The organism is uncultured Roseovarius sp., assembly GCF_913054395.1.
Taxonomy (GTDB): domain Bacteria; phylum Pseudomonadota; class Alphaproteobacteria; order Rhodobacterales; family Rhodobacteraceae; genus Roseovarius.
In genome coordinates, this window is sequence record NZ_CAJXIP010000008.1 from 1 (window position 1) to 19,631 (window position 19,631).

A 19,631-nucleotide genomic window follows, 5' to 3' on the forward strand; every position below is an offset into this window, starting at 1 on the left:
TCAATCAACAGCGTCAGGTCCGGCTCGCGCCCGATCATCAGGTCGTGCAACTGATCCACCGCCGCGCGCAAATCACCGCGGCTCAGGCCCTGATACATCCGCGTGCTATCGGCAAAGCGGTCACAGATCACCACCTTGCCTGCCGCAATCGCCGGGGCAATCGTGCGTTCTAGATGATCGCGCCGCGCAGCCGTGAACAACAGCAATTCGGTCTCCGCCGACCAGCGGTCGCCATCGCCCTCAAGCACAAGTTTTCGGATTTCCTCGGCCCCGGGGCTTCCGCCCGGTTCGCGCGTCAGCACCACCTCGCGGCCCTGCCCGCGCAGCGCCTCGGCCAAAAGCCGCGCCTGCGTGGATTTGCCCGAGCCGTCGATACCCTCGAAACTGATGAACAGGCCCGGCCCCCTCAAAGCGCCCCCTCGGGCCCTTGTTGCAGCCGCGTCAGCAACAACCCCGACACCGTGCGCAGGCGCGCGACAAAGCCGCCCTTTGCCACGCTCTCGGCGGCGACAAGCGGGACGCGCGTTTCAGGCAGGCCCTCGGGCGCAAACACCAGTTCGGCAATCTGGTCGCCCTTGGTCACCGGCGCACGCACCGGGCCGGTAAAGACCACCTCGGCCTTGAGATCACTTCCCCCGAGGACCGGCATCAGCGTGCTGACATCCTCGGCGGGGGCCAGACTTACGCTATCGGCTTCGCCCATCCAGACCGGGGCGCGGGCCACTTCTTCACCCGCCCTGACGACCGATTTCTGAGCGAACTGGCGAAACGCCCAATTGACCACCGCCTCGGCCTCGCGGGCACGCGCCTGCACGCTGTCGAGACCCGAGAGCACGAAGACTACCCGCCGGTCGCCCTGTTTCGCCGATCCGGCCAGCCCATAACCCGCCTGTTGCGTATGTCCGGTCTTGAGGCCATCCGCCCCCACCCCAAGGTTAAGCAATGGATTGCGGTTCTGCGAGTTGCGCGGCGCACGCCCGTCAAACAGAAACTCGGTCTCGGCAAACATCGGATAGAAATTGGGGAAATCGGTGATGATGTGACGCGCCAGAAGAGCAAGGTCGCGCATGCTCATTTCATGGCCCGGCGCGGGCCAGCCATTCGAATTCTTGAAGGTCGAATTTGTCATGCCCATTTGCTGGGCGCGCTGCGTCATGAAGGCGGCAAACCCGGCTTCTGATCCATCCGGGCTCAGGGCCTCGGCGATCACCGCGCAAGCGTCATTGCCCGACAGCACGATGATGCCGCGCAACAGATCCTCGACCCGGACCCGGTCCGTGGTGTCGAGAAACATCGTCGAGCCGCCATAGCTCATGGCATGGCGCGACACCGGCAAACGCTCTTCAAGCGACAGGCGGCCATCGCGGATCGCCTCGAAAGCAACATAAAGCGTCATCAGCTTGGACATCGAGGCCGGCGGCATCGGCACGTCGGCATTCTTGTCAAGCAGCACCGTACCCGTGGTCATGTCGAACACGAAGGCCGCCTTGGCGCTGGTGTCAAAGGCCTTTGCCGGCAGGGCAAGGGCAAGCCCCAGCACAAGGGATGACAATACGGTGCGGATGAAAAGCGTCATGACGCCCCCCGATCAGTTGGTGACAGGATAGGCATCGTCAAAACCGATACCCTTGATCTTCTTGAGCAGAACCCCCCGTTCCGAGCTGTTGGTGGCAGGGCCGACAATCACGCGCCAGAACGTTTTGCCCTGCGATGTCTGCTCGATCACGGTGGGCAGCATACCAGCCTGCCGCATCGCGGTGGCGGTGTTGCTCGCGTTCTGCTCGATGCTGAAAATCCCGATCTGGATGAAGGGCTTTTCAAGCGATGTAGCGCGGGGGGCAGGTGCAGGCGCAGGTGCCGCTTTTGGCGCCGCTGCCGCAGCTTCGGGTTTGGCCTCGTCCGACGCGGCCTGGGCCTCGGCGGCATCAATCGCGGCGGCGGCGCCTGCGATCGGGTCAAGGCTGGTGGCCTCGATCTCGCCTGGCGCGGCAAGCTCTTCGATCGGCGCCTCCTCTGCTGCCGGGGCCGCCTCGGGGGTTTCCTCGCGCCGCAGCGCCGTCACGTTAAGCTGAACCGGCGCGCCGGCCAGCATGCCAAGGGCGTTGGCGGCATCCGACGAGACCTGCAACGCGGGGCCGGGATTTTCACGCTCGCGCCGGAACAGGGCACCGATTACGAATTTGGAATTGTCCGTATTGCGGATGATCACGCGCTCGGGTTCCTTGACATCGGGATGCGCCACCCAGACACCGCCAAGCGAGGGGCGCCCGTCCCAGAGGCCCATGTCGGTCACCTGAAACACATCGGGAGCCTCGACATCACGCTCGACCAGCTTGACCGAGGACGAAGGGCTTGCGCCTTGCGCAGCCTGCTCCGGTTTGGCCTGAAACGGATTGAACCCTCCGGTTTCGTCACAGCCCGCCAGAAAAACAAGCCCGATCCCCGCCATCGCCAGCCCGCGCCACCGTGACCTCTTGCCACCCGATTGAATAAACATGCATTGCCCCTTGCCTGTTGACGCCTTCAAGATGCGCGCCCCGCCGGTTGATCCGGACCTGTTGATACTCGATTGCGGCGTCCCGCCCGCGCGCAGTCTAACGCCTTGCCCCGCGCAAGAAAAGGACGCAGGTGAACCATGGGCGAATTTCCCCGCAAAACAACATCTTTCAGAATCGCAAAAGCCGTTGTAGAGCGGTGACCGTCGGAGGAGTGGCAGAGTGGTCGAATGCACCGGTCTTGAAAACCGACGAGGGTGAAAGTCCTCCGTGGGTTCGAATCCCACCTCCTCCGCCATTACCGGAAATTCCAAATAAAGCACTGATTTAAAAATCTTTTCCGTGGTGTTGGATTTTGCCGCCACACATGAACTGACGCCAATGATTGCCCACGTCGGCTTTCAAAACATGCCAGCTGGCTAGCGCCACTCTGGTGTATTCCACCACTTTGCCGCTCAAACTGTAATTTGGATCTTGGAGTTGCGGGTGGATACGCGGTGGGCCAAAACCGTTCGCGAATGTCCTGGCGATGCCCTCCTGACGGCACAGCATCGAGATGCTTTCTTCGCCGCGCATCCCCGCACAACGACACGGATATTATCCTCTGCCGACCATGTCTGGCGGGTCTTGCGACGGAAGTTCTTTACCAATTCATCTGCCGACGCCTTGCTGCGTCCGAATTTCTTGTTCGTCTTCACCCCATGCAGGTTACGATGAACCCGAAATCCTCGGCTGCGCAATAACGCCGAGCTGTCCCATGGGTGCTGACGTCAGGCACTCCATGACGCGCATTTCAGCTTCTGGTCAGGCCGCGAGCCGTATTGTTGCGACGTTCGGGGCCAACATCTGCGAAATCAGGACACGCGCCTCAGGCGCTCTCAGGCACATGCGCGCCGTGTTGCCATGGGCCCCCGGATTGCTGCGCAGTTGCGGGAAGATGGCAAACATTTCTTCACGCGCCTTGTCCGATATCGCGGCGAGACCCGCGTCGCCTGCATGGAAGCTCTCAGCGGCCGCGCCCTCAGCGTAGATCACCTCGTGCCGGTCAAACATGATGTGGAAATACCTCACCAGACTGCGCTCAACGATGCGCACATCGCGCCCGTCAACCAGATGCTTGGCGGCAACCAGAACCTCATCCGTACCAAACAAAAGCTCGGCCTTGTGCCCGGTGAACAGGACCCGATGCTGTGGCGAGACCAAAAGCGGCCGTCGCGCCCCGTCCAAAACGGTTGGATTGATCGCTATGGGGGCAAACTTGCCGCGCCCTTCAACGGCGCTGTTCCCGATCCAGCGGATCGGCTGGAACCCGTGGTCGCGGGTCAGAACCATATCGCCCTGCCGGAGGGTCTCGATCGCGCGATCTCCCTTATCTGTCAGGATCAACGTGCCGGGGGTGAAGCAGATGATGTTCTCGATTTCCGAGAACGTAACGGTCGTGCCATCGGCCATGGTGAAGCTGCCCGACAGCCCGCCATTCGTATCGTCAGTGTTGGTGAAGATGATGTCGTCGTAGCCGACATCTGGTGTCAGCTGCAGCGTGTCGCCATTTGTTTCGCCTGTCTCACCGCCGATGATTGTGATTGTGGAGGCCCCCGCCTCGCCCAGATCGCCCAGCACGAAGAGGTCATCGCCATCCCCGCCATCGGCGCTGTCACCCTCGGCGACATGCAACTCGTCATCGCCGAGGCCACCGATTAGCTGGTCTGCTCCCGTGCCGCCGATAAGCGTGTCATTTCCGTCCTCGCCCAACACCGTATCGTCGCCGGAGCCGGAGTCGACATAGTCATTGCCCGCGCCAGCCGTGACCGAGTCGTTATTGCCACCCGCAGCACCCGGTTGCAGCGGGTTACCATCATTATTGTCGATCCGGTCGCCTTCGAGATCGCCGGAATAGTTGACGTCGATGATGTCATCCCCGCTGGAGCCTTCGACGATGTAATCGGATGTGGGTTCGGTCACAACGACCTGAAGGTCGATCGCGCCCTGGCCGAAGGAATCCATTTCAGCCTGGGTCGCGCCTTCGTCCGGCAAAAAGGTGAGGCGCATCGTATCCCCGGCGATCGGATAGTCGTGCACGGTGATGGTAAAGACCGTGGAGCCTTCAAACTGGTCCGGGACCTTGCCCGCGCCGTCTTTATTGAGTGTCGGAAGCTGTGCTGCCAGCTCGAAGGTGAAATCATATAGCACGCCGCCAATCATGACCTGCGTGTCAGGATCGGGGGCGCCCGCATTGGTTTCGAGATTCAAATCGCCATTCGCGCCGAATTCGACGAATGTTATCTGCGTCGACGGATCGCCCGTCAGGTTCAACGCCGGATTGTTCGCGGAATTGCTGTCCGTTCTGGCCCAAAAAGTCGACATACCATTACTCCATTTACACTACAGCCAACGGTGCAGACCGTTGTGTCCATAATGGATACAGACTGTTGATGGCGCCAAAACGTACAGTTCTTGTCAAATTTTAGATAAGTTGCGTCACAAATATGGCCACGCCTCAGTTGACGGAAACGAAAGCCACGTCACCACCGGCGCTACTGGTCTGGAAGTTATCGCCGCCATCGCCAAACAATGCCCCGGCCCAAATGCGGCGAAGTTCGGCTGTTTCGAGAGAGGCGCGCGGACGACGGCCGCAGGCCGAAGGTGACGCAGGCCAGCGTGGGGGCCGCCAAGCGCCGCGACGGATCGGATCAAGAAAAGCAGCGCACCGGAGGGCTTTCGTTTTCAGGCCGCCGCGGCACGGCACAGGCAACTTGCACGTATCGGGATATCCGCGCGCGCAATCGCCTGATCAAGCGCGAGCTTCACATGCGGCAGTTCAACACTCTCGCCGCGTCTTGCCAGACACTCATGCAAGCCGTGCAGCGCCCAGACATTGCGCGGGTGCTGGCTCGGGCGCGGCAGCTTGCCGTCGAGGCCCAGATCCGCGCGATAGGCAGCTTCGGCCTCGTTATATTCGCCCGCCTCCATGAGCAGTGCGCCCAAGGCGTGGCGCGTGGGTTGCGGCCAGGACCAAGGTTCTTCGTATTCCAGATTGTCGTCCAGATAGACCGCCTTGCGAAGATGCTCGAGCCCTTCCTCGCGGCGGCCTGCTTTGAACGCGATCTCGCCTTTCATCATCGCTTCGGCCACGGCAAGCACATCGCGCGCCAAGTTGTTGAACAGCATCCGGCTTTCAGGAACCTTCGCATAGGCCGAGGTGAAATTCGCCATCGCTGCCGTGGCGTCTTCGTGTCGGCCAAGATTAGCAAGCGCCACCGCCTTGGCATAATAGATAAGGGCGTTGGTGGTCACATACAGTTCCTTGTCTTCGGGTTGAGCGAGTTCAAGTATCTCGGACCACATACCAAAGCGGATATAGACGTGCGGCGCAGCGGCCACGAAGGTTTCGAAGATATCGGGGTATGTGCGGACAGCCTCGTCGGGAACTTCGTCACGCAAACGTATGGCTGCATCGACCGCCGCGGCCTTTTGGCCAAGAAACATTGCGCCATAGAAGGCGAAATGCAGATTGTGAATGCGATAGAGCGCATAGAAATTTGCCGGACCGGCGTAGGCCTTGAACTTTTCGTCTACTTTGGCGGCCTGAAGATTTCTGTAGAGGACGTTCTGGTATTCACCGCACAGCACATCAATGTGGGTCGCCATATGCACGAGATGGCCGGCATCAGGGACCAAGTCCTTTAGGCGGTCGCCGTGGCGCAGGGCGCGTTCAGGGTACGGCGACATCTCCATCAGGTGGATATACATGTGTAGCAAGCCGGGATGGTCCCAGGCCCCGGACGTTTGATCGAAAGCCCGCTCAAGCACGGCCATCGCCTCGGGCGTCGAGGCATCAGGGTTGGGAACACCCTTATGAAAGTCCCAAAGCTGCCAAGGGGTTCGATTCATCATCGCTTCAGCATAGACAAAGGCGATATCCAGATCATCGGGATTTGCCTCGTAAACCGGCTTCATCGCGGCTGCGAACCCGTCATTGAAGGGCTGGTAATCTTCGATTTCCGGATCAGTCGGGTAACGCGACGCAAGCGCCTGGATCAGGGCGTACTCCAATGGCTTGGCGTTTTCGAGCGCAAGGCCCGCTTCAAGCGCTGCATGTGCGCGTTCCAGGGCCGGTGCTTTTTCCTCTGGCGTAAAAAACTCCCATGGCTTGTTGTAATTCGGACCGATGGCATAGGCGATCCCCCAGTGCGCCAAAGCACAGGCCGGATCGGCCTCCAGTGTCTTTTCAAAACACGCAATGGCCTCTTCATGATTGTAAGCGAACAGCCAGACCAGGCCACGGTCAAACCAGGTTTGCGCAATAGGAACATCACTTGCTGAGCGGCTGTAGTTGCCCAAGTTGAAATAATCTGACATGGAAATACTCCTCGTTGGTTCGAAAACGATACCACAAACTCGAGGGGCAGTCTGCCCAGCCCGATATCCCCGGCACGCTTTGCGACGCCGACACTCCGGGCCCGGTCCTGCCAGTCTTTGCGTCGCGCCTTGGGGCGCAAGGCCAGCGCGCCCCGGAGGTATCCGGCGGCTATGGCGAGCTAAATAAATGGTCCGCTCTGCGGAAAGCAGCGGTTGCCGGGGGCATTCGCCCCATTTTCCGCGTGACCTGCTGCTGTGTGAGATGGCGCGCTTTGCATTGCACGAAAGCGCGCCAAATTTACGATCAGACCTTGAGAGGCGTTGCGCCGCGTTGCCATGCAAGCGGTTTGAACACCTCATCAACCGGTGTTTCCGCAACGTGGTTGATATAGTTTGACATGGTTTTCTGGGCGAGACCCAAGATCACGTCGAGCACCGCACGGTGGCCATACCCTGCATCAAAAAATGCCTGCATCTGGCTCTCGGAGAGATTGCCGCGTTCGCGCACCATGCGAATGGTGAATGTCCGAAGGGCCTCAAGCTTTGCAGTTGGCAGCGGGGCTTCGTTGCGCAGCGCCTCGGAGAGTTCATCCGAGACCTTCATAATCTTGGCGATGCCCGTATGGGCCGGAACGCAATAGTGACAGCCGTGCTCTACATTGATGGATTGCCAGACAACAGTCAGCTCGTCCGCATCAAACTCCGTTTCCGTGAAGAGTTTATGAAGGAGCTGATACGCCTCATATGCCTGCGGGCTTTCGGCCAAAACCTTATGCAAGCCGGGGAGGCGGCCAAAGGCCTTCTGCGATTTTTCCAGGAGTGGCTTTGACTCTTCTGGTGCCGTGTCCTGATCGTGTGAGGGAAAGTTCATCATTTTGGGCGTCTTTCATAAAATTTGAACAGACACTATTTACCCTTTATTGAGCGATCACTCAAGTATATAATTGAGTGATCGCTCAACACCTGGTGACCCAATGCCCCGCAAGCCGAATTATGACCGCAATGAATTGATTGAGCGCTCGCGCGACCTGTTTTGGCGGCGTGGGTGGGCTGGTACCTCTCTGAAAGACCTGGAAGCCGTTTTGCAGATGAAACCTGGCAGTTTCTACGCGGCATTCGGTTCAAAGGATGCCTTGTTCAAACTTGCCATGGAAAAGTATGCCGTTGATGGCCTTGATCGCCTCAAGCGATTGGCAACTGAATACGGCCCGATCAAGGCCCTCCAACGCTTTCCTCAGATGGTCATCGAGAACGAAGAGGCCCCCGCCAAGGCTTGCATGCTGTCAAAGACACTCCTTGAACTCCAAGCGCACAACCACCCGCTGGCGCATGAGGCAAACCTGCATCTTTTGAAGATGGAGAGCCAGTTTGCGGAGTTGTTTGAGCAAGCGCAATCATCCGGCGAAATCGACAGTGCCTACGATCCGCAGGTGCTTGCCCGCAGGTATCAGTCTGACCTTTTGGGCCTGCGCGTCTCTGCCGAACGCGAGGGTGTCGACGCAATGGCGATCGCAGCAGAGATTGCCGACAGCCTGACAAGGCTTTGACGCAACCGTTTCTTCGACCCATCCCGGCCCTTTATGATGCCGCCGGTCTCGTGAAAGCTAGCCCCTCGCGTATCAGCCTTTCACAGGCACACGAAATCCCGCCGCATCAAGGCGGGTCACATCTATATACGCAAACAAATGGCGATCGCGATGGGTATCACTGCATCCGGTTACCGGACGCAGTGATACCCAACCTGACCGCCGCTATGGTACGCGCCAACTGGTCAGAGACAAACATCCGCAAGGTCATGGGTGAGAACTGGCTTGCACTCCTCGATCGCGTCTGGTGACAGACGATATTGCGAGGCAGCCTTGGTAAAGGGCTGCACCATGTTGGTCTGGTTCCATCGTCACGAAAATGTTTGGGTTCGCGACCCGCGATTTCCTCAACAAGGATTTCCGGGTCAAGAGTGTCTGACGTCGGCTAAGGGCTGTCCAGGACACCCGTGAAGCGCGTGCGTGGCACGGATGCCGCAGCGCACAAAGCGGTGGGTTTAGGCCCTGTTTGGGCATTCGTCAGATGCATGATATAATAGAATATGTTCCTATTGTTTAATGACCGGGAGCACCAGCATGGCAGGCAGCGCTGCCGAGTTTGTCGGTAACATTCCCAAACATTACAATGCCGAACTCGGCCCTATTCTCTTCGCGGATTTCGCCGATCGATTGACTGGCGCCTGTTGCGATGGCGCGCCGACACGGGTCATAGAACTGGCAGCCGGGACCGGCATTGTAAGCCGGAAACTTCGGGACCAGCTGCCTGCCGAGACGTCGCTTCAGGTCACCGATCTCAATCCTCCGATGCTCGACGTGGCCCGAGGCAAGTTCGCTGACGGCGAGAACGTGGGTTTCGCTGTCGCAAACGCGATGGAACTTCCGTTTGACGACGCGGAGTTCGACCTTGTGGTCTGCCAGTTTGGTGTGATGTTCTTCCCTGACAAACCCGCCGCCTTTCGCGAAGCGGCGCGCGTTCTCAAGCCGGGGGGCCGCTTTGTCTTCAATGTCTTCAGCGCGATGCAGGAAAATCCCTACTCGCAGATTGCCTATGCGGTTCCGGCACAGTTCTTTACCGGCGAGCCTCCGGGGTTCTACAAGGTACCTTTTCATTATGGAAACCCTGAAAAGGTTCGCGCGGATCTGTCGGCCGCCGGATGGCGGGAGGTGAGCCATGATACGATCCGGTTGAAGAAAAAGATCGCAAATCCGGAAGGTTTCGCCAGGGGTCTCGTTTACGGCAATCCATTGATCGACGAAATCACCAACCGAGGGGACATCGACCCCGAAACGGTCGCCAAAGCCGTGCTCAGGGCGTTAAACGTGACCTTCGGCCCGGCCGACATGACAATGCCGCTGGAAGCAACGATTTTCACCTGCGTCAAGACCTGACAAAGCCGACACGCGACGACGCCAGGCGTAACGCGTTCGACTACATCGAGATGTTCTACAACCCGAAGCGCAAACACACGTACAACGGCTTGCCGTCGCCCGTTGACTACGAAATCAGACAGCAGAAACTGAACGAGGCGGGCGTCCGGTCATCAGGTGCGGAATGGAACCGCCTGGCCTTGCCGGACCAGGCGTCGATACGTATCGCGCACTAAGATGGCGGCGCAACGATCCTTACCGGATGTTGCGCCGCTCGCAGGGTTGCCCTGTCTGGTGACATACCAGATGCAAAGGAAGCCTTCGCACATGCATGGGGCGGCTCGCGCCCTATTTCAATTCTGTCACCGTGAGCTTTCCATTCACCCGTTCCGCGACGAATTCGATGTTGGCGCCGGGTTCGAGCTGACCGAACATAGCCTCGTCGGCGACACGAAAGACCATGGTCATCGCAGGCATCTCCAGATTGATCAGCTCTTCGTGAATGATGGTGACCTTGCCCGCATCAGGGGCCACTTTCTTGACGACACCCTTGGTATAGGCCGGCTCTGCGAAGGCCCCGGTTGCGGTTGTAAGGGCAAGACCCAGCAGGATGGATTTGAACAGCTTCATAGTGTTTCCTTTCAGGTTATGGGGTTAATTCGACGTCACATTAAGCGGGCCGTGCATTCCCATTTCCATGTGGCCCGGTATCAGGCAGGCAAAGTTGAATTCGCCCGCATTGGCAAAGGTCCAGATGATCTCGCCGCTTTCGCCGGGGGCAAGGCGCACCGAATTGGGATCATCATGTTCCATCTCGGGAAACTTGATCATCAGCGCGCGATGTTTTTCGTTATTGGCGAAGGTATCCATGACAAACTCATGGTCGACCTCACCGGCATTGGTGATCTTGAAATGCACGGTCTCGCCTTCGGTGAATTTCAGGTCGCCCGGTTCAAAAAGCATCTCGCCATCGGCGGTTTCCATCATGGTAACCTTGATAAGGCGATCGACGTCATCCGTGTTGCCCGGCATGCCGATCTGCATCATGTCCATTTGGCCCGCGCCATGCGCATGATCATGTACATGGTCGTGACCCTCCTGCTTTTTCATGTGGCCTGCATCATGCCCGTGACCGCCATCATGGCTTCCGGCGGCGATTGCCAGGCTTGCCGATACTGCCAGGATGCCTGTGGCGAGGATAAGTTTTTTCATTTCTGCTCTCCGTTCATTCAGGTTTTCCGCGCCCTGTCCGGGCGGGGTGTGAGGATGGTTTCCGCTTTTGTGTTAGAGGTGAATTCCGGCAGTTCACCGGTCCATTCATAGGCCTGCGTTCCGGGCGGGTTGTCGTACCAGCCGGGATCGGAGTAATCATTTGCCTCGATGCCCTCGCGCACCTTAACGACCGAGAACATGCCGCCCATCTCTATCGGTCCGTGCGGGCCCCAACCGGTCATCATCGGCACGGTGTTCTCGGGCAGTTCCATTTCCATCATGCCCATTTCGGCCATGCCATTGCTGCCCATCGGCATATATTCCGGCTGATGCTTGCGGATCATTCCGGTCAGTCGGCGCTTGTCGGCACCGATGAAGTTCGGCACGTCGTGGCCCATGGCATTCATCGTGTGATGCGACTTGTGGCAATGGATCGCCCAATCGCCGGGATGGAACGCGTCAAACTCATAGGCGCGCATGGCCCCTACCGGGATGTCGATCGAGACTTCGGGCCACCGCGCCTCCTTGGGAACCCAGCCACCATCGGTGCAGGTCACCTCGAAATCATAGCCATGCATGTGGATCGGGTGATTGGTCATGGTCAGGTTGCCGACACGCACGCGCACCCTGTCGCCCAGGCCTACAACCAGCGGGTCGATATCGGGAAACACCCGGCTATTCCAGGTCCAGAGATTGAAATCGCTCATGGTCATCACGCGCGGGATATAGGTGCCCGGATCAATATCGAACGCGTTCAGCATGATGCAGAAATCGCGGTCCACCGGCATGAAGGCCGGGTCCTTGGGGTGGACGATGAACATGCCCATCATCCCCATCGCCATCTGCACCATTTCATCGGCATGCGGGTGATACATGAAGGTGCCCGATTTCACGAGATCGAACTCGTAGACAAAGGTTTTGCCGGGGGGGATGCCGGGATGGCTAAGCCCGCCGACCCCGTCCATGCCCGAAGGCAGGATAAGCCCGTGCCAATGCACCGTGGTATGTTCCGGCAGCTTGTTGGTGACAAATATCCGCACCCTGTCGCCCTCGACCGCCTCGATCGTGGGGCCGGTGGATTGGCCATTATAGCCCCAGAGATAGGCGGTCATGCCATCGGCAAGCTCGCGTTCCACCGGCTCGGCGACCAGGTGGAATTCCTTGACGTTGCCATTCATGCGATAGGGCAGCGTCCAGCCATTGAGCGTGACCACCGGGTTATAGTCGGGACCGGAATTGGGCCTGAGCGGGGATTGCGTGGAGGCATTGTCCATCACCGCGGCCTCGGGGAGGCCCATGTTTCGGGATTTTGCCATTGCGCCGGTGGCCATCAGCCCCGCGCCGGCAGTGAGAAGTTGACGTCTGTTCATCATCTTATGTTCCTTTTCAATGCCCGCCGGTGCCGTCACCGGCCACCGACGCCTGAGCACCGCCACCGCTGCCTGCGCCACCGCCTCCGCCATGCACGGCGGCCACAAGGTTGGCCTCTGCCAGCCAGAAATCGCGTCGCGCACCGGCCTCGGTCAGGTTGGAATTCAGCCGCGCGCGGGTGTCCGCCAAAAGCTCGAATGTGTTGGTGATCATGCCGTTGTAGGACAACAGCGCCTCTTCCTCGATGCTCTGACGCAGCGGCAGGACCGCATCGCGATAGTGACGCGCGATCTGGTGCGTGCCGAGATAAGACGCATGCGCCGCACGCGCCTCGGAGCGCACATTCACCGCCCGTTCGGCAAGCTGATGCGCGGCCAGCATATAGGCCGCCTCGGACCGCTTGAGACGTGCCTTTCCGCTGTCGAAAACCGGGATCGCGAATTCAAGCTCGACCTGTGGCGTGGTCTCTGTTTCAGTCCCGCCGCCATCGTTCTCGCGCTCACGCTCGGCCCCGACCACCAGTTCCAGATCGGTGACGTATCGTGTCGCTTCGGTCATTCCGCGTGCTTTGGCCATGCTGTCCAGTTCAAGTCTCGCAAGCGCCAGATCGACCCGCGACCTAAGTGCGTCGCGCTCGATATGCGGGCGGCTTTTCACCTGTCCGGGCAGGCGTGGCAGGGCATTGGGCACAAAATAATTCACGTCCTGCCCCCAAAGACCCATCTGCCGGGTCAGCGCCTCTTTCGCCAGCGAGGCGGCAAGCCTGGCCTGTGCCCGCTGGCCGGTCAACTCGGCATAGAACGCATGTTCGCGCGCCTGATCCGCCTTGTTGAGATAGCCGGTCTCGCCAAGCCGCGCGGCCAGTTCGGACGCCGCATCGGCGGTGCTCTGGGCCTCGCGGACCAACCCGGCGGCCTCGAAGGCGGCTACGGCATCGACCCAGGCACGCCGGGTGTCGAGAGCAACGCTCAGGGTCTTTTCGACCGCAGCAAGCTGTGCCTGACGGAATTTCACATCCGCCATACGGCTGCGCCCCTGTTGCGTGAAGGCCGCCAAAAGATTGCTGGCGATGGTCGCTTCGATGGAGCGGTACGCGCCCAGCCCATCGGCATTGATCCCCAGCACCCCGATGGAAACCACCGGATTGGGCATCATGATGGATTGCCAGGCCTCGGCCGCAGACACGCCAAGCTGTGCATAGGCCGCCTGAAGGCCTCGGTTGTTCAACAGCGCGACCTGCACGGCGGCATCGGCGTCAAGCGTCTTGCCCTGAACCATGGCATGCACGCGCTTGGCATTGGCCTCGATCGCGGGGGCATCCATCAACAGGGCGGTGTCCTTGCCCAGCACCTTGCGCCCATTGTCCGCGACCGGCGCAAAGGCGGCCTTGGGATCGGCAAACTTCGCCACCTGCTGCGGCGAGGCACAAGCCGAAATCAGCAGGGCGGCAGAAAACGCCAGCCCGGTTTTGCGTGGCACTCTCATTCGTGGCCCCCCTTGTGATCGGGGGATTGCCGGTCATTGAGCGCGCGCCACGAGGCGGGCCCCGTGACCGGACGCGCGGTATAGCCGGTCAGCAGCGACGCAGCGTTGGCGTGGTCATGGCTGGTCTCAGGGGTAGCAGCAGCAGCCAATCGGGCTGGTGGTTGCGGTTCGGTCACCGCGCCACAGGCCGCAAGGGCTATGGGAAAGCCCAGTACAATATAGAATTTCATGATTTTTCCTGATCGAAAGAACGCTATACAGGACCCTCACGTCAACCGTGTGTCCCGCTCATTCAGACCCGGCACGGCCGGGGATCAGGTATTTGGGGGCCTCAAAAGGCCGTCAGCGCGCTCAAGCGCCAAAAGCTGCTGTTCCCGCGAGGAGATCACCACCGACAGCAGAACCGAGATCACAACAGCCTCGGACGGCTCATATGCCACAGCCGAGCACGCGTGCATCATACAGGTCTCGTGATCATGCGCGGATGTGGCGTCATCGCTCGCCGCGGAATGGTTTTCGTGATCCATCACCATCGGCGCAGCCTTCGTCGCATCGGATGCGGCATGCGCACAATGGTCCTGATGCATCACGCCAGTCGAGGCCATCGCCGCACCATTGGCCGCGATCGCCACGATCAGCGCCAGCAGGAAGGTTTGAAAAATGACCCGCAGATACATCATTTCTTTTGGATAAACCGTGGGGTTCTGCCACGCAACCCAAATAAGCCCCTGCCCCGCTTGCGGGCAATTGTCGGCGCATCCCGAAGGCAAAGGAAACCCTCCTTTGCCGCCCTTTGCAACCATCGTCGGACCGTCTGGCCAGGCACGGGACCAAATTATGTCAGGCGCGAAACCGATTATTGTGATAGAAAACAGTCAGGGCGTGTCTGCTTTGTGCAGCATCATAGACCCGATACGCCTCAGTCAAAAATGATGCCCCCAAGGGGCACAGATTTCTATTGGGAGGTGGAAATATGACCCTTAGACCAGATCCGACATTTCACGCATCGCCGAAACTTGCCATGCAAGCCCCGGCTGAAACCTATGGCTTTACCGTCATGCTAAGCCCGGATGGAAAGCAATCGGACGGGATCGCGGTCGTCGACCTCAAACCCGGTTCTGACACCTACGGCAAGATCGTGCACCAGGTAATCGTGCCCCACAAGGGCGACGAGTTTCACCATTTTGGCTGGAATGCCTGTTCCTCTTCGCTTTCGCCGCTCTCCGGGCATGCGTTTCTCGAACGTCGCTATCTGATCGTGCCCGGCATCCGCTCGTCGCGCATTTATATCATTGACGTCAAGGATCCGCTCAAGGCCCATATTCACAAGACGATCGAGCCCGAAGAGGTTTTTGCAAAGACCGGGTACTCGCGCCCGCATACCATCCATTGCGGCCCAGAGGGCATCTATGTCTCGACCCTTGGCGGCGGCGGCCCCGATGGCACAGACGGCCCACCGGGCATTTTCATCATGGATTGCGAAACCTTTGAGATCATCGGCCGCTACGAGATGGATCGCGGCAAGCAGGACAAGCATTATGACTTCTGGTGGAACCTGCCGCAGGACTACATGGTCAGCTCCGAATGGGGCCTGCCGCCGCAATTTGAGAACGGCATCGTGGCCGAGGACCTCTTGAGCAACAAATACGGCCACTCGATCCACTTCTGGGATTTGCGCGCGCGTAAGAATATCCAGACGATGGATTTGGGCGAGAACCACCAGATGGCGCTTGAAATCCGTCCGGCGCATGACCCGACCAAATCCTATGGGTTTTGCGGCGTGGTGGTGGATACAACCAACCTTCAGGGTGCAATCTTTACCTGGTGGCGCGATGACGATGGGGTCTGGCAATCGAAAAAGACCATCACGATTGATCCTGTGCCCGCCGATGCCGACGACCTGCCTGATCTGCTCAAGGGATTTGGCGCGGTGCCGCCATTGGTCACCGATATCGACCTTAGCCTCGACGACAAATATCTCTACGTCGCCTGCTGGGGCCTCGGCGAGATGCATCAATACGATGTCAGCGACCCGATGAACCCGGTTTTGGCAGGCAAGGTAGAGCTTGGCGGCATTGTCGCCCATCACAAGCACCCCAATGGCGGCGATTTCGCCTTTGGTCCGCAGATGGTCGAGATAAGCCGCGACGGTAAACGGGTCTATTGGACCAACTCGCTTTATTCGACCTGGGACAATCAGTTCTATCCCAATGACGACGGCGGCCAGATGGTGATGGCCCATGTCGGGGAAAAGGGCGGGCTGACACTAGACAAGGATTTCTACGTGGACTTCCCCAAGGGCCTGCGGGCACATCAGATCCGGCTTGAAGGCGGCGATTGCTCGACCGACAGCTTCTGCTACCCTTCGGTCTGAATGCTTGCTGATCCGTCCTCGGTGACGGCCCTTTGGGGGGCTGTCGTCTTTGCGGGCATCTATCACGGCATCAATCCGGGTATGGGCTGGCCGCTGGCGGTCTCGGCCGCCCTGATGGAGCGTCGCCACGGCGCCCTGGCATCGGCCCTCGCGCTTTTGGCGCTTGGTCATTTCCTTGCCATGCTGGCCATCCTCCTGCCGTTCTCGATGATGGTGGTCTTGCTGGACTGGCAGGTCAGCATCCGTATCGGGGCCGGCCTTATCGTGATCGCGATGGGGGGGTATCTTCTGATCAACCGGCGCCACCCCAAGGTCCTGGCGCGCATCCATCCCGCGCGGCTGGCGCTGTGGTCGTTCCTCGCGGCCATGGCGCATGGGGCCGGGTTGATGCTTTTGCCCATCTTTCTGGGAATTTGTACGGTGAACGCGGGCGAAACCGGCCATATGGCAGCGCAGAGCCTGATGACCGGCAGCCTTGGGACGGCCTTGCTCGTGGCGGGGGTGCATACGCTTGCGATGACTGTCGCGGGCGGGGTGATCGCGACGGCGATCTATCTCTGGCTTGGTCTCAAGTTCCTGTCCCGGACCTGGTTCAACCTTGATCTGGTCTGGGCACTAAGCCTTGTCTGTGTCGGGCTTTTCGGCATCTGGGCGGCGGTTCAGGGGCATTGAGGACCCGCGCCTGACACATGAAAACTGCCCCGCCCGGATCACCCGGCGGGGCAGGTCAATGCATAGTGTCGCGCCTGTCGGGCCCGCGCTTAGCCCTGCGCGGCCAGAAACGCGTCAAGCCCGGCCTGGGCAACGTCGCGATCCTGTGCCGGCGTGCCCGAGCTAACGCCGATCCCGCCGACGACATCGCCGTCAACCACCACCGGAAGGCCGCCGCCAACGACCATAAGCCGCCCGCCGATTGCCGAGGCAATGCCGTAAACCGGCGCGCCGGGCTGGCTGACTTCGCCATATTCATGGGTCGCCTTCTTGGCCCCCGAGGCGGTAAAGCTTTTGTCGATGGCGATGGTGATCGAGGTCACCTTGCCGCCATCCATCCGCTCGAAGGCCACGAGGTTGCCGCCCTCGTCGGTGATCGCGATGCACATCGGCACGCCAATCTCGGCGGCGCGGGCACGGGCCCCCGCCAGCAATACGCCGGCATCGCCAAGGTCCAGTCTTTTGATCGTCATCATGTCGGTCTCTCCTCAGATCGCCTTGGCGCAGCGGCGCGCGGCATGCAACAGCGGTTCGGTATACCCCGAAGGCTGTTCCGCGCCCTTGAAAATAAGATCGCGCGCGGCGTTGAACGCAACCCCGTCAAAACCCGGCGCCATCGGCACATATGCCGGATCGCCCGCATTCTGGGTATCCACCTTGGGGGCCATGCGCCGCAGCGAGGCATCGACCTCTTCCGGCGAGCAAATCCCGTGAATAAGCCAGTTGGCCAGGTATTGCGCCGAAATCCGCAGGGTGGCGCGGTCTTCCATCAGGGCCACATCGTTGATGTCTGGCACCTTGGAACAGCCGATCCCCTGATCGACCCACCGCACCACATAGCCAAGGATCGACTGACAGGAATTGTCGAGCTCGCGCTGTACCTCTTCGCCCGACAGGTTGCGCCCGATCATGAGCGGTGGCGTCAGAAGATCGCTGCGCGAGGCCTTTTCGCGTCCCTTCATCTCGTCCTGCACGGCGGCCACATCAACGTGGTGGTAATGCGTGGCATGAAGCGTCGCCGCCGTCGGCGAGGGCACCCAAGCCGTATTTGCACCGGCAAGCGGATGGCCGACCTTGACCTTGAGCATCTCGCCCATGGCGTCGGGCTTGGCCCACATGCCCTTGCCGATCTGGCCCTTGCCGGACATGCCGGCGGCAAGACCCGCATCGACATTGCCCGCCTCATAGGCGGCGAGCCAGACGGCCCCCTGCATTTCGCCCTTGGGAATGACCGGCCCGGCCTGCATCGAAGTGTGGATTTCGTCGCCGGTACGATCGAGGAACCCGGTATTGATAAAGACGCAACGGTCCTTCACGGCCTTGATACAGGCCAGAAGGTTGGCCGAGGTGCGCCGCTCTTCGTCCATTACGCCAAGCTTTACGGTATTGCGCGCAAGGCCAAGGATATCTTCGACCCGGCCATAAAGCGTATCGGCAAAGGCAACCTCTTCGGGGCCGTGCATCTTGGGCTTGACCACATAGACCGATCCCGCGCGCGAATTGCGCGCACCGGTCTTGGTCAGGTCATGCATCGCGGCGGCCACCGTAACAGCGGCGTCAAGCATGCCCTCGGGGGTCTCCTGACCATCCAGAAGCACAGCGTCGGTGGTCATCAGGTGGCCCACGTTGCGCACCAGAAGAACCGCGCGGCCCGGATGGGTCACGGGATTGCCCGCCGGATCAAGGTATTCGACGTCCGCGTTAAGGCGACGGGTGATCACCGTGCCGCCTTTTTCGACCTCTTCGCTCAGATCGCCGCGCATCAGGCCAAGCCAGTTGGCATAGACCACGCATTTGTCTTCGGCATCCACTGCGGCAACGGAATCTTCGCAATCCTGGATCGCCGTCAGCGCGCTTTCCAGGCGGATATCGGAAATGCCCGCCGGGTCGGTCTTGCCAATCGGCGATGTGCGGTCGATGACGATCTCGACCAACAGGCTGTTCACGCGCAGAAAGACGTTGCCGTTCTCTTTGTAGCCCGCGAATTGCGCGGCATCGGCAAGGCCGGTTTCCCCGGCCCCGGTGGTGACGCCAAGCGCGCCGCCCGCGACCTCAAGTGCGGTGACATCGGCCCATGATCCGGCCGCCAGCGGGGCGACGACATCAAGATGCGCGCGCGCCCAAGCGATGACCTCTGCGCCGCGAGCCGCGTCAAAGCCCTTGCCCTTTGGCGCGCCTTCAATCGCATCGGTGCCGTAAAGCGCATCATAAAGGCTGCCCCAGCGAGCATTGGCGGCATTGAGCGCAAAGCGCGCATTCATCACCGGCACGACAAGCTGTGGCCCGGCGACACTGGCGATCTCGGGGTCGACATTCTGCGTTTCGACGGAAAACGGCTCTGGCTCGGGAAGCAGATAGCCGATCTCGCTCAGGAAGGCGCGATAGGCCTCGCCATCAAGCGGCTGGCCGCGGCGCTCAAGGTGCCAGGCGTCGATCCTGGCCTGCAAATCCTCGCGCTTTTCAAGCAGGGCGGCATTGACAGGCCCCAGCTCGCGCAGCATTGCCGCGTAGCCGGACCAGAACTGATCGGCGGTTACGTTCAGAAGGATGTCGTTCTCGATCAGCGCTGCAAGAGGTTCAGCCACTGACAGGCCGTGGCGGTCTACATATGTGGTCATGTCCGGTCTCCATTCATTTGTTCGGGGGCGTAACGCGGGATCACGAGACTTGTAAGAAAAGGAAAAATGTTTTCCATTGTATGGAAAGGTATAC

19 protein-coding genes, 1 tRNA gene and 1 pseudogene are annotated in these 19,631 nt (G+C 60.0%); 6 read left to right on the forward strand and 15 right to left on the reverse strand.

Features of this window, described 5'->3' with window-relative positions; translation table 11 throughout:
* The 3 genes from tmk to QZ522_RS01950 form a co-directional block, all read right to left on the reverse strand.
* Nucleotides 1-410: dTMP kinase (gene tmk, locus QZ522_RS01940; RefSeq protein ID WP_294606886.1), on the reverse strand; the 410-nt coding region annotated here is incomplete at its 3' end.
* Nucleotides 407-1,576 carry a D-alanyl-D-alanine carboxypeptidase family protein gene (locus QZ522_RS01945; protein WP_294606887.1) on the reverse strand — a complete coding sequence of 390 codons (1,170 nt, stop codon included), beginning with the start codon at nucleotides 1,574-1,576 and terminating at the stop codon, nucleotides 407-409. The genes QZ522_RS01945 and tmk, both read right to left, overlap by 4 nt.
* A 12-nt stretch (nucleotides 1,577-1,588) precedes the next feature.
* Nucleotides 1,589-2,497 carry an SPOR domain-containing protein gene (locus tag QZ522_RS01950; RefSeq protein ID WP_294606889.1) on the reverse strand — a complete coding sequence of 303 codons (909 nt, stop codon included), beginning with the start codon at nucleotides 2,495-2,497 and terminating at the stop codon, nucleotides 1,589-1,591.
* Nucleotides 2,498-2,703: 206 nt separating this feature from the next.
* On the opposite strand from QZ522_RS01950, the gene QZ522_RS01955 reads away from it, so the two are divergent.
* Nucleotides 2,704-2,793: transfer RNA gene (locus QZ522_RS01955), tRNA-Ser, on the forward strand.
* Between the two features lie 29 nt (nucleotides 2,794-2,822).
* On the opposite strand, the gene QZ522_RS01960 is transcribed toward QZ522_RS01955, so the two are convergent.
* The 4 genes from QZ522_RS01960 to QZ522_RS01975 form a co-directional block, all read right to left on the reverse strand.
* Nucleotides 2,823-3,071, reverse strand: coding sequence for a hypothetical protein (locus QZ522_RS01960; RefSeq protein ID WP_294606891.1), 249 nt, complete (start codon nucleotides 3,069-3,071; stop codon nucleotides 2,823-2,825).
* 228 nt (nucleotides 3,072-3,299) lie between these two features.
* Entirely contained in the window at nucleotides 3,300-4,859 is a 1,560-nt protein-coding gene (locus QZ522_RS01965) for a Hint domain-containing protein (RefSeq protein ID WP_294606893.1), read from the reverse strand.
* A gap of 360 nt (nucleotides 4,860-5,219) precedes the next feature.
* Nucleotides 5,220-6,854, reverse strand: coding sequence for a hypothetical protein (locus tag QZ522_RS01970; protein ID WP_294606895.1), 1,635 nt, complete (start codon nucleotides 6,852-6,854; stop codon nucleotides 5,220-5,222).
* A gap of 304 nt (nucleotides 6,855-7,158) precedes the next feature.
* A complete protein-coding gene (locus QZ522_RS01975) occupies nucleotides 7,159-7,725 on the reverse strand; it encodes a carboxymuconolactone decarboxylase family protein (protein ID WP_294606978.1) in 567 nt (188 codons plus the stop codon).
* 103 nt (nucleotides 7,726-7,828) lie between these two features.
* Here QZ522_RS01975 and QZ522_RS01980 point away from each other — a divergent pair, with 103 nt between their 5' ends.
* The 3 genes and pseudogenes from QZ522_RS01980 to QZ522_RS01995 all read left to right on the forward strand — a co-directional run.
* Complete coding sequence (locus QZ522_RS01980) at nucleotides 7,829-8,401, forward strand: TetR/AcrR family transcriptional regulator (protein WP_294606897.1); 573 nt, start codon at nucleotides 7,829-7,831, stop codon at nucleotides 8,399-8,401.
* A gap of 573 nt (nucleotides 8,402-8,974) precedes the next feature.
* Nucleotides 8,975-9,787, forward strand: a complete 813-nt coding sequence (locus QZ522_RS01990; RefSeq protein ID WP_294606903.1) for a class I SAM-dependent methyltransferase — start codon at nucleotides 8,975-8,977, stop codon at nucleotides 9,785-9,787.
* 8 nt (nucleotides 9,788-9,795) lie between these two features.
* Nucleotides 9,796-10,002, forward strand: a pseudogene (locus tag QZ522_RS01995) (IS3 family transposase); the annotation flags it as partial.
* A gap of 112 nt (nucleotides 10,003-10,114) precedes the next feature.
* Here the strand turns inward: QZ522_RS01995 and QZ522_RS02000 are convergent.
* From QZ522_RS02000 to QZ522_RS02025, 6 genes are all read right to left on the reverse strand, one after another.
* Nucleotides 10,115-10,396 (reverse strand): copper-binding protein, encoded by a 282-nt coding sequence (locus QZ522_RS02000; protein WP_294606905.1) that lies wholly within the window; start codon nucleotides 10,394-10,396, stop codon nucleotides 10,115-10,117.
* 24 nt (nucleotides 10,397-10,420) lie between these two features.
* Nucleotides 10,421-10,978, reverse strand: a complete 558-nt coding sequence (locus tag QZ522_RS02005; protein WP_294606907.1) for a plastocyanin/azurin family copper-binding protein — start codon at nucleotides 10,976-10,978, stop codon at nucleotides 10,421-10,423.
* 17 nt (nucleotides 10,979-10,995) lie between these two features.
* Nucleotides 10,996-12,351, reverse strand: coding sequence for a copper oxidase (locus QZ522_RS02010; protein ID WP_294606909.1), 1,356 nt, complete (start codon nucleotides 12,349-12,351; stop codon nucleotides 10,996-10,998).
* 13 nt (nucleotides 12,352-12,364) lie between these two features.
* Complete coding sequence (locus QZ522_RS02015; RefSeq protein ID WP_294606911.1) at nucleotides 12,365-13,834, reverse strand: TolC family protein; 1,470 nt, start codon at nucleotides 13,832-13,834, stop codon at nucleotides 12,365-12,367.
* Complete coding sequence (locus tag QZ522_RS02020) at nucleotides 13,831-14,064, reverse strand: hypothetical protein (RefSeq protein WP_294606913.1); 234 nt, start codon at nucleotides 14,062-14,064, stop codon at nucleotides 13,831-13,833. The genes QZ522_RS02015 and QZ522_RS02020 overlap by 4 nt, the downstream gene beginning before the upstream one ends.
* Nucleotides 14,065-14,148: 84 nt before the next feature.
* Nucleotides 14,149-14,514, reverse strand: coding sequence for a hypothetical protein (locus QZ522_RS02025; RefSeq protein WP_294606914.1), 366 nt, complete (start codon nucleotides 14,512-14,514; stop codon nucleotides 14,149-14,151).
* A 293-nt stretch (nucleotides 14,515-14,807) separates the two neighbouring features.
* Here QZ522_RS02025 and QZ522_RS02030 point away from each other — a divergent pair, with 293 nt between their 5' ends.
* Nucleotides 14,808-16,208: a selenium-binding protein SBP56-related protein gene (locus QZ522_RS02030; RefSeq protein WP_294606916.1), complete on the forward strand. Its 1,401-nt coding sequence runs from the start codon at nucleotides 14,808-14,810 to the stop codon at nucleotides 16,206-16,208.
* Nucleotides 16,209-16,880: a hypothetical protein gene (locus QZ522_RS02035; RefSeq protein WP_294606918.1), complete on the forward strand. Its 672-nt coding sequence runs from the start codon at nucleotides 16,209-16,211 to the stop codon at nucleotides 16,878-16,880.
* A gap of 89 nt (nucleotides 16,881-16,969) precedes the next feature.
* On the opposite strand, the gene QZ522_RS02040 is transcribed toward QZ522_RS02035, so the two are convergent.
* Together QZ522_RS02040 and QZ522_RS02045 are read right to left on the reverse strand one after the other, a co-directional pair.
* Entirely contained in the window at nucleotides 16,970-17,395 is a 426-nt protein-coding gene (locus QZ522_RS02040; protein WP_294606920.1) for a heme-binding protein, read from the reverse strand.
* A 12-nt stretch (nucleotides 17,396-17,407) separates the two neighbouring features.
* On the reverse strand, nucleotides 17,408-19,537 hold the full coding sequence (locus tag QZ522_RS02045) for a malate synthase G (protein WP_294606922.1): 2,130 nt from the start codon (nucleotides 19,535-19,537) through the stop codon (nucleotides 17,408-17,410).
* Nucleotides 19,538-19,631 lie beyond the last annotated feature (94 nt).

Excerpts from the sequence above, each read along its gene's own strand:
- QZ522_RS02015 (WP_294606911.1), bottom strand. The coding sequence starts at position 13,834 with ATGAGAGTGCCACGCAAAACCGGGCTGGCGTTTTCTGCCGCCCTGCTG.
- QZ522_RS01990 (WP_294606903.1), top strand. The coding sequence starts at position 8,975 with ATGGCAGGCAGCGCTGCCGAGTTTGTCGGTAACATTCCCAAACATTAC.
- QZ522_RS02020 (WP_294606913.1), bottom strand. The coding sequence starts at position 14,064 with ATGAAATTCTATATTGTACTGGGCTTTCCCATAGCCCTTGCGGCCTGT.
- QZ522_RS01975 (WP_294606978.1), bottom strand. The coding sequence starts at position 7,725 with ATGAACTTTCCCTCACACGATCAGGACACGGCACCAGAAGAGTCAAAG.
- QZ522_RS02000 (WP_294606905.1), bottom strand. The coding sequence starts at position 10,396 with ATGAAGCTGTTCAAATCCATCCTGCTGGGTCTTGCCCTTACAACCGCA.
- QZ522_RS02005 (WP_294606907.1), bottom strand. The coding sequence starts at position 10,978 with ATGAAAAAACTTATCCTCGCCACAGGCATCCTGGCAGTATCGGCAAGC.
- QZ522_RS02035 (WP_294606918.1), top strand. The coding sequence starts at position 16,209 with ATGCTTGCTGATCCGTCCTCGGTGACGGCCCTTTGGGGGGCTGTCGTC.
- QZ522_RS02045 (WP_294606922.1), bottom strand. The coding sequence starts at position 19,537 with ATGACCACATATGTAGACCGCCACGGCCTGTCAGTGGCTGAACCTCTT.
- QZ522_RS02010 (WP_294606909.1), bottom strand. The coding sequence starts at position 12,351 with ATGATGAACAGACGTCAACTTCTCACTGCCGGCGCGGGGCTGATGGCC.
- QZ522_RS01965 (WP_294606893.1), bottom strand. The coding sequence starts at position 4,859 with ATGTCGACTTTTTGGGCCAGAACGGACAGCAATTCCGCGAACAATCCG.
- QZ522_RS01960 (WP_294606891.1), bottom strand. The coding sequence starts at position 3,071 with ATGCGCGGCGAAGAAAGCATCTCGATGCTGTGCCGTCAGGAGGGCATC.
- QZ522_RS01970 (WP_294606895.1), bottom strand. The coding sequence starts at position 6,854 with ATGTCAGATTATTTCAACTTGGGCAACTACAGCCGCTCAGCAAGTGAT.
- QZ522_RS01980 (WP_294606897.1), top strand. The coding sequence starts at position 7,829 with ATGCCCCGCAAGCCGAATTATGACCGCAATGAATTGATTGAGCGCTCG.
- QZ522_RS01950 (WP_294606889.1), bottom strand. The coding sequence starts at position 2,497 with ATGTTTATTCAATCGGGTGGCAAGAGGTCACGGTGGCGCGGGCTGGCG.
- QZ522_RS02025 (WP_294606914.1), bottom strand. The coding sequence starts at position 14,514 with ATGATGTATCTGCGGGTCATTTTTCAAACCTTCCTGCTGGCGCTGATC.
- QZ522_RS01945 (WP_294606887.1), bottom strand. The coding sequence starts at position 1,576 with ATGACGCTTTTCATCCGCACCGTATTGTCATCCCTTGTGCTGGGGCTT.
- QZ522_RS02030 (WP_294606916.1), top strand. The coding sequence starts at position 14,808 with ATGACCCTTAGACCAGATCCGACATTTCACGCATCGCCGAAACTTGCC.
- QZ522_RS02040 (WP_294606920.1), bottom strand. The coding sequence starts at position 17,395 with ATGATGACGATCAAAAGACTGGACCTTGGCGATGCCGGCGTATTGCTG.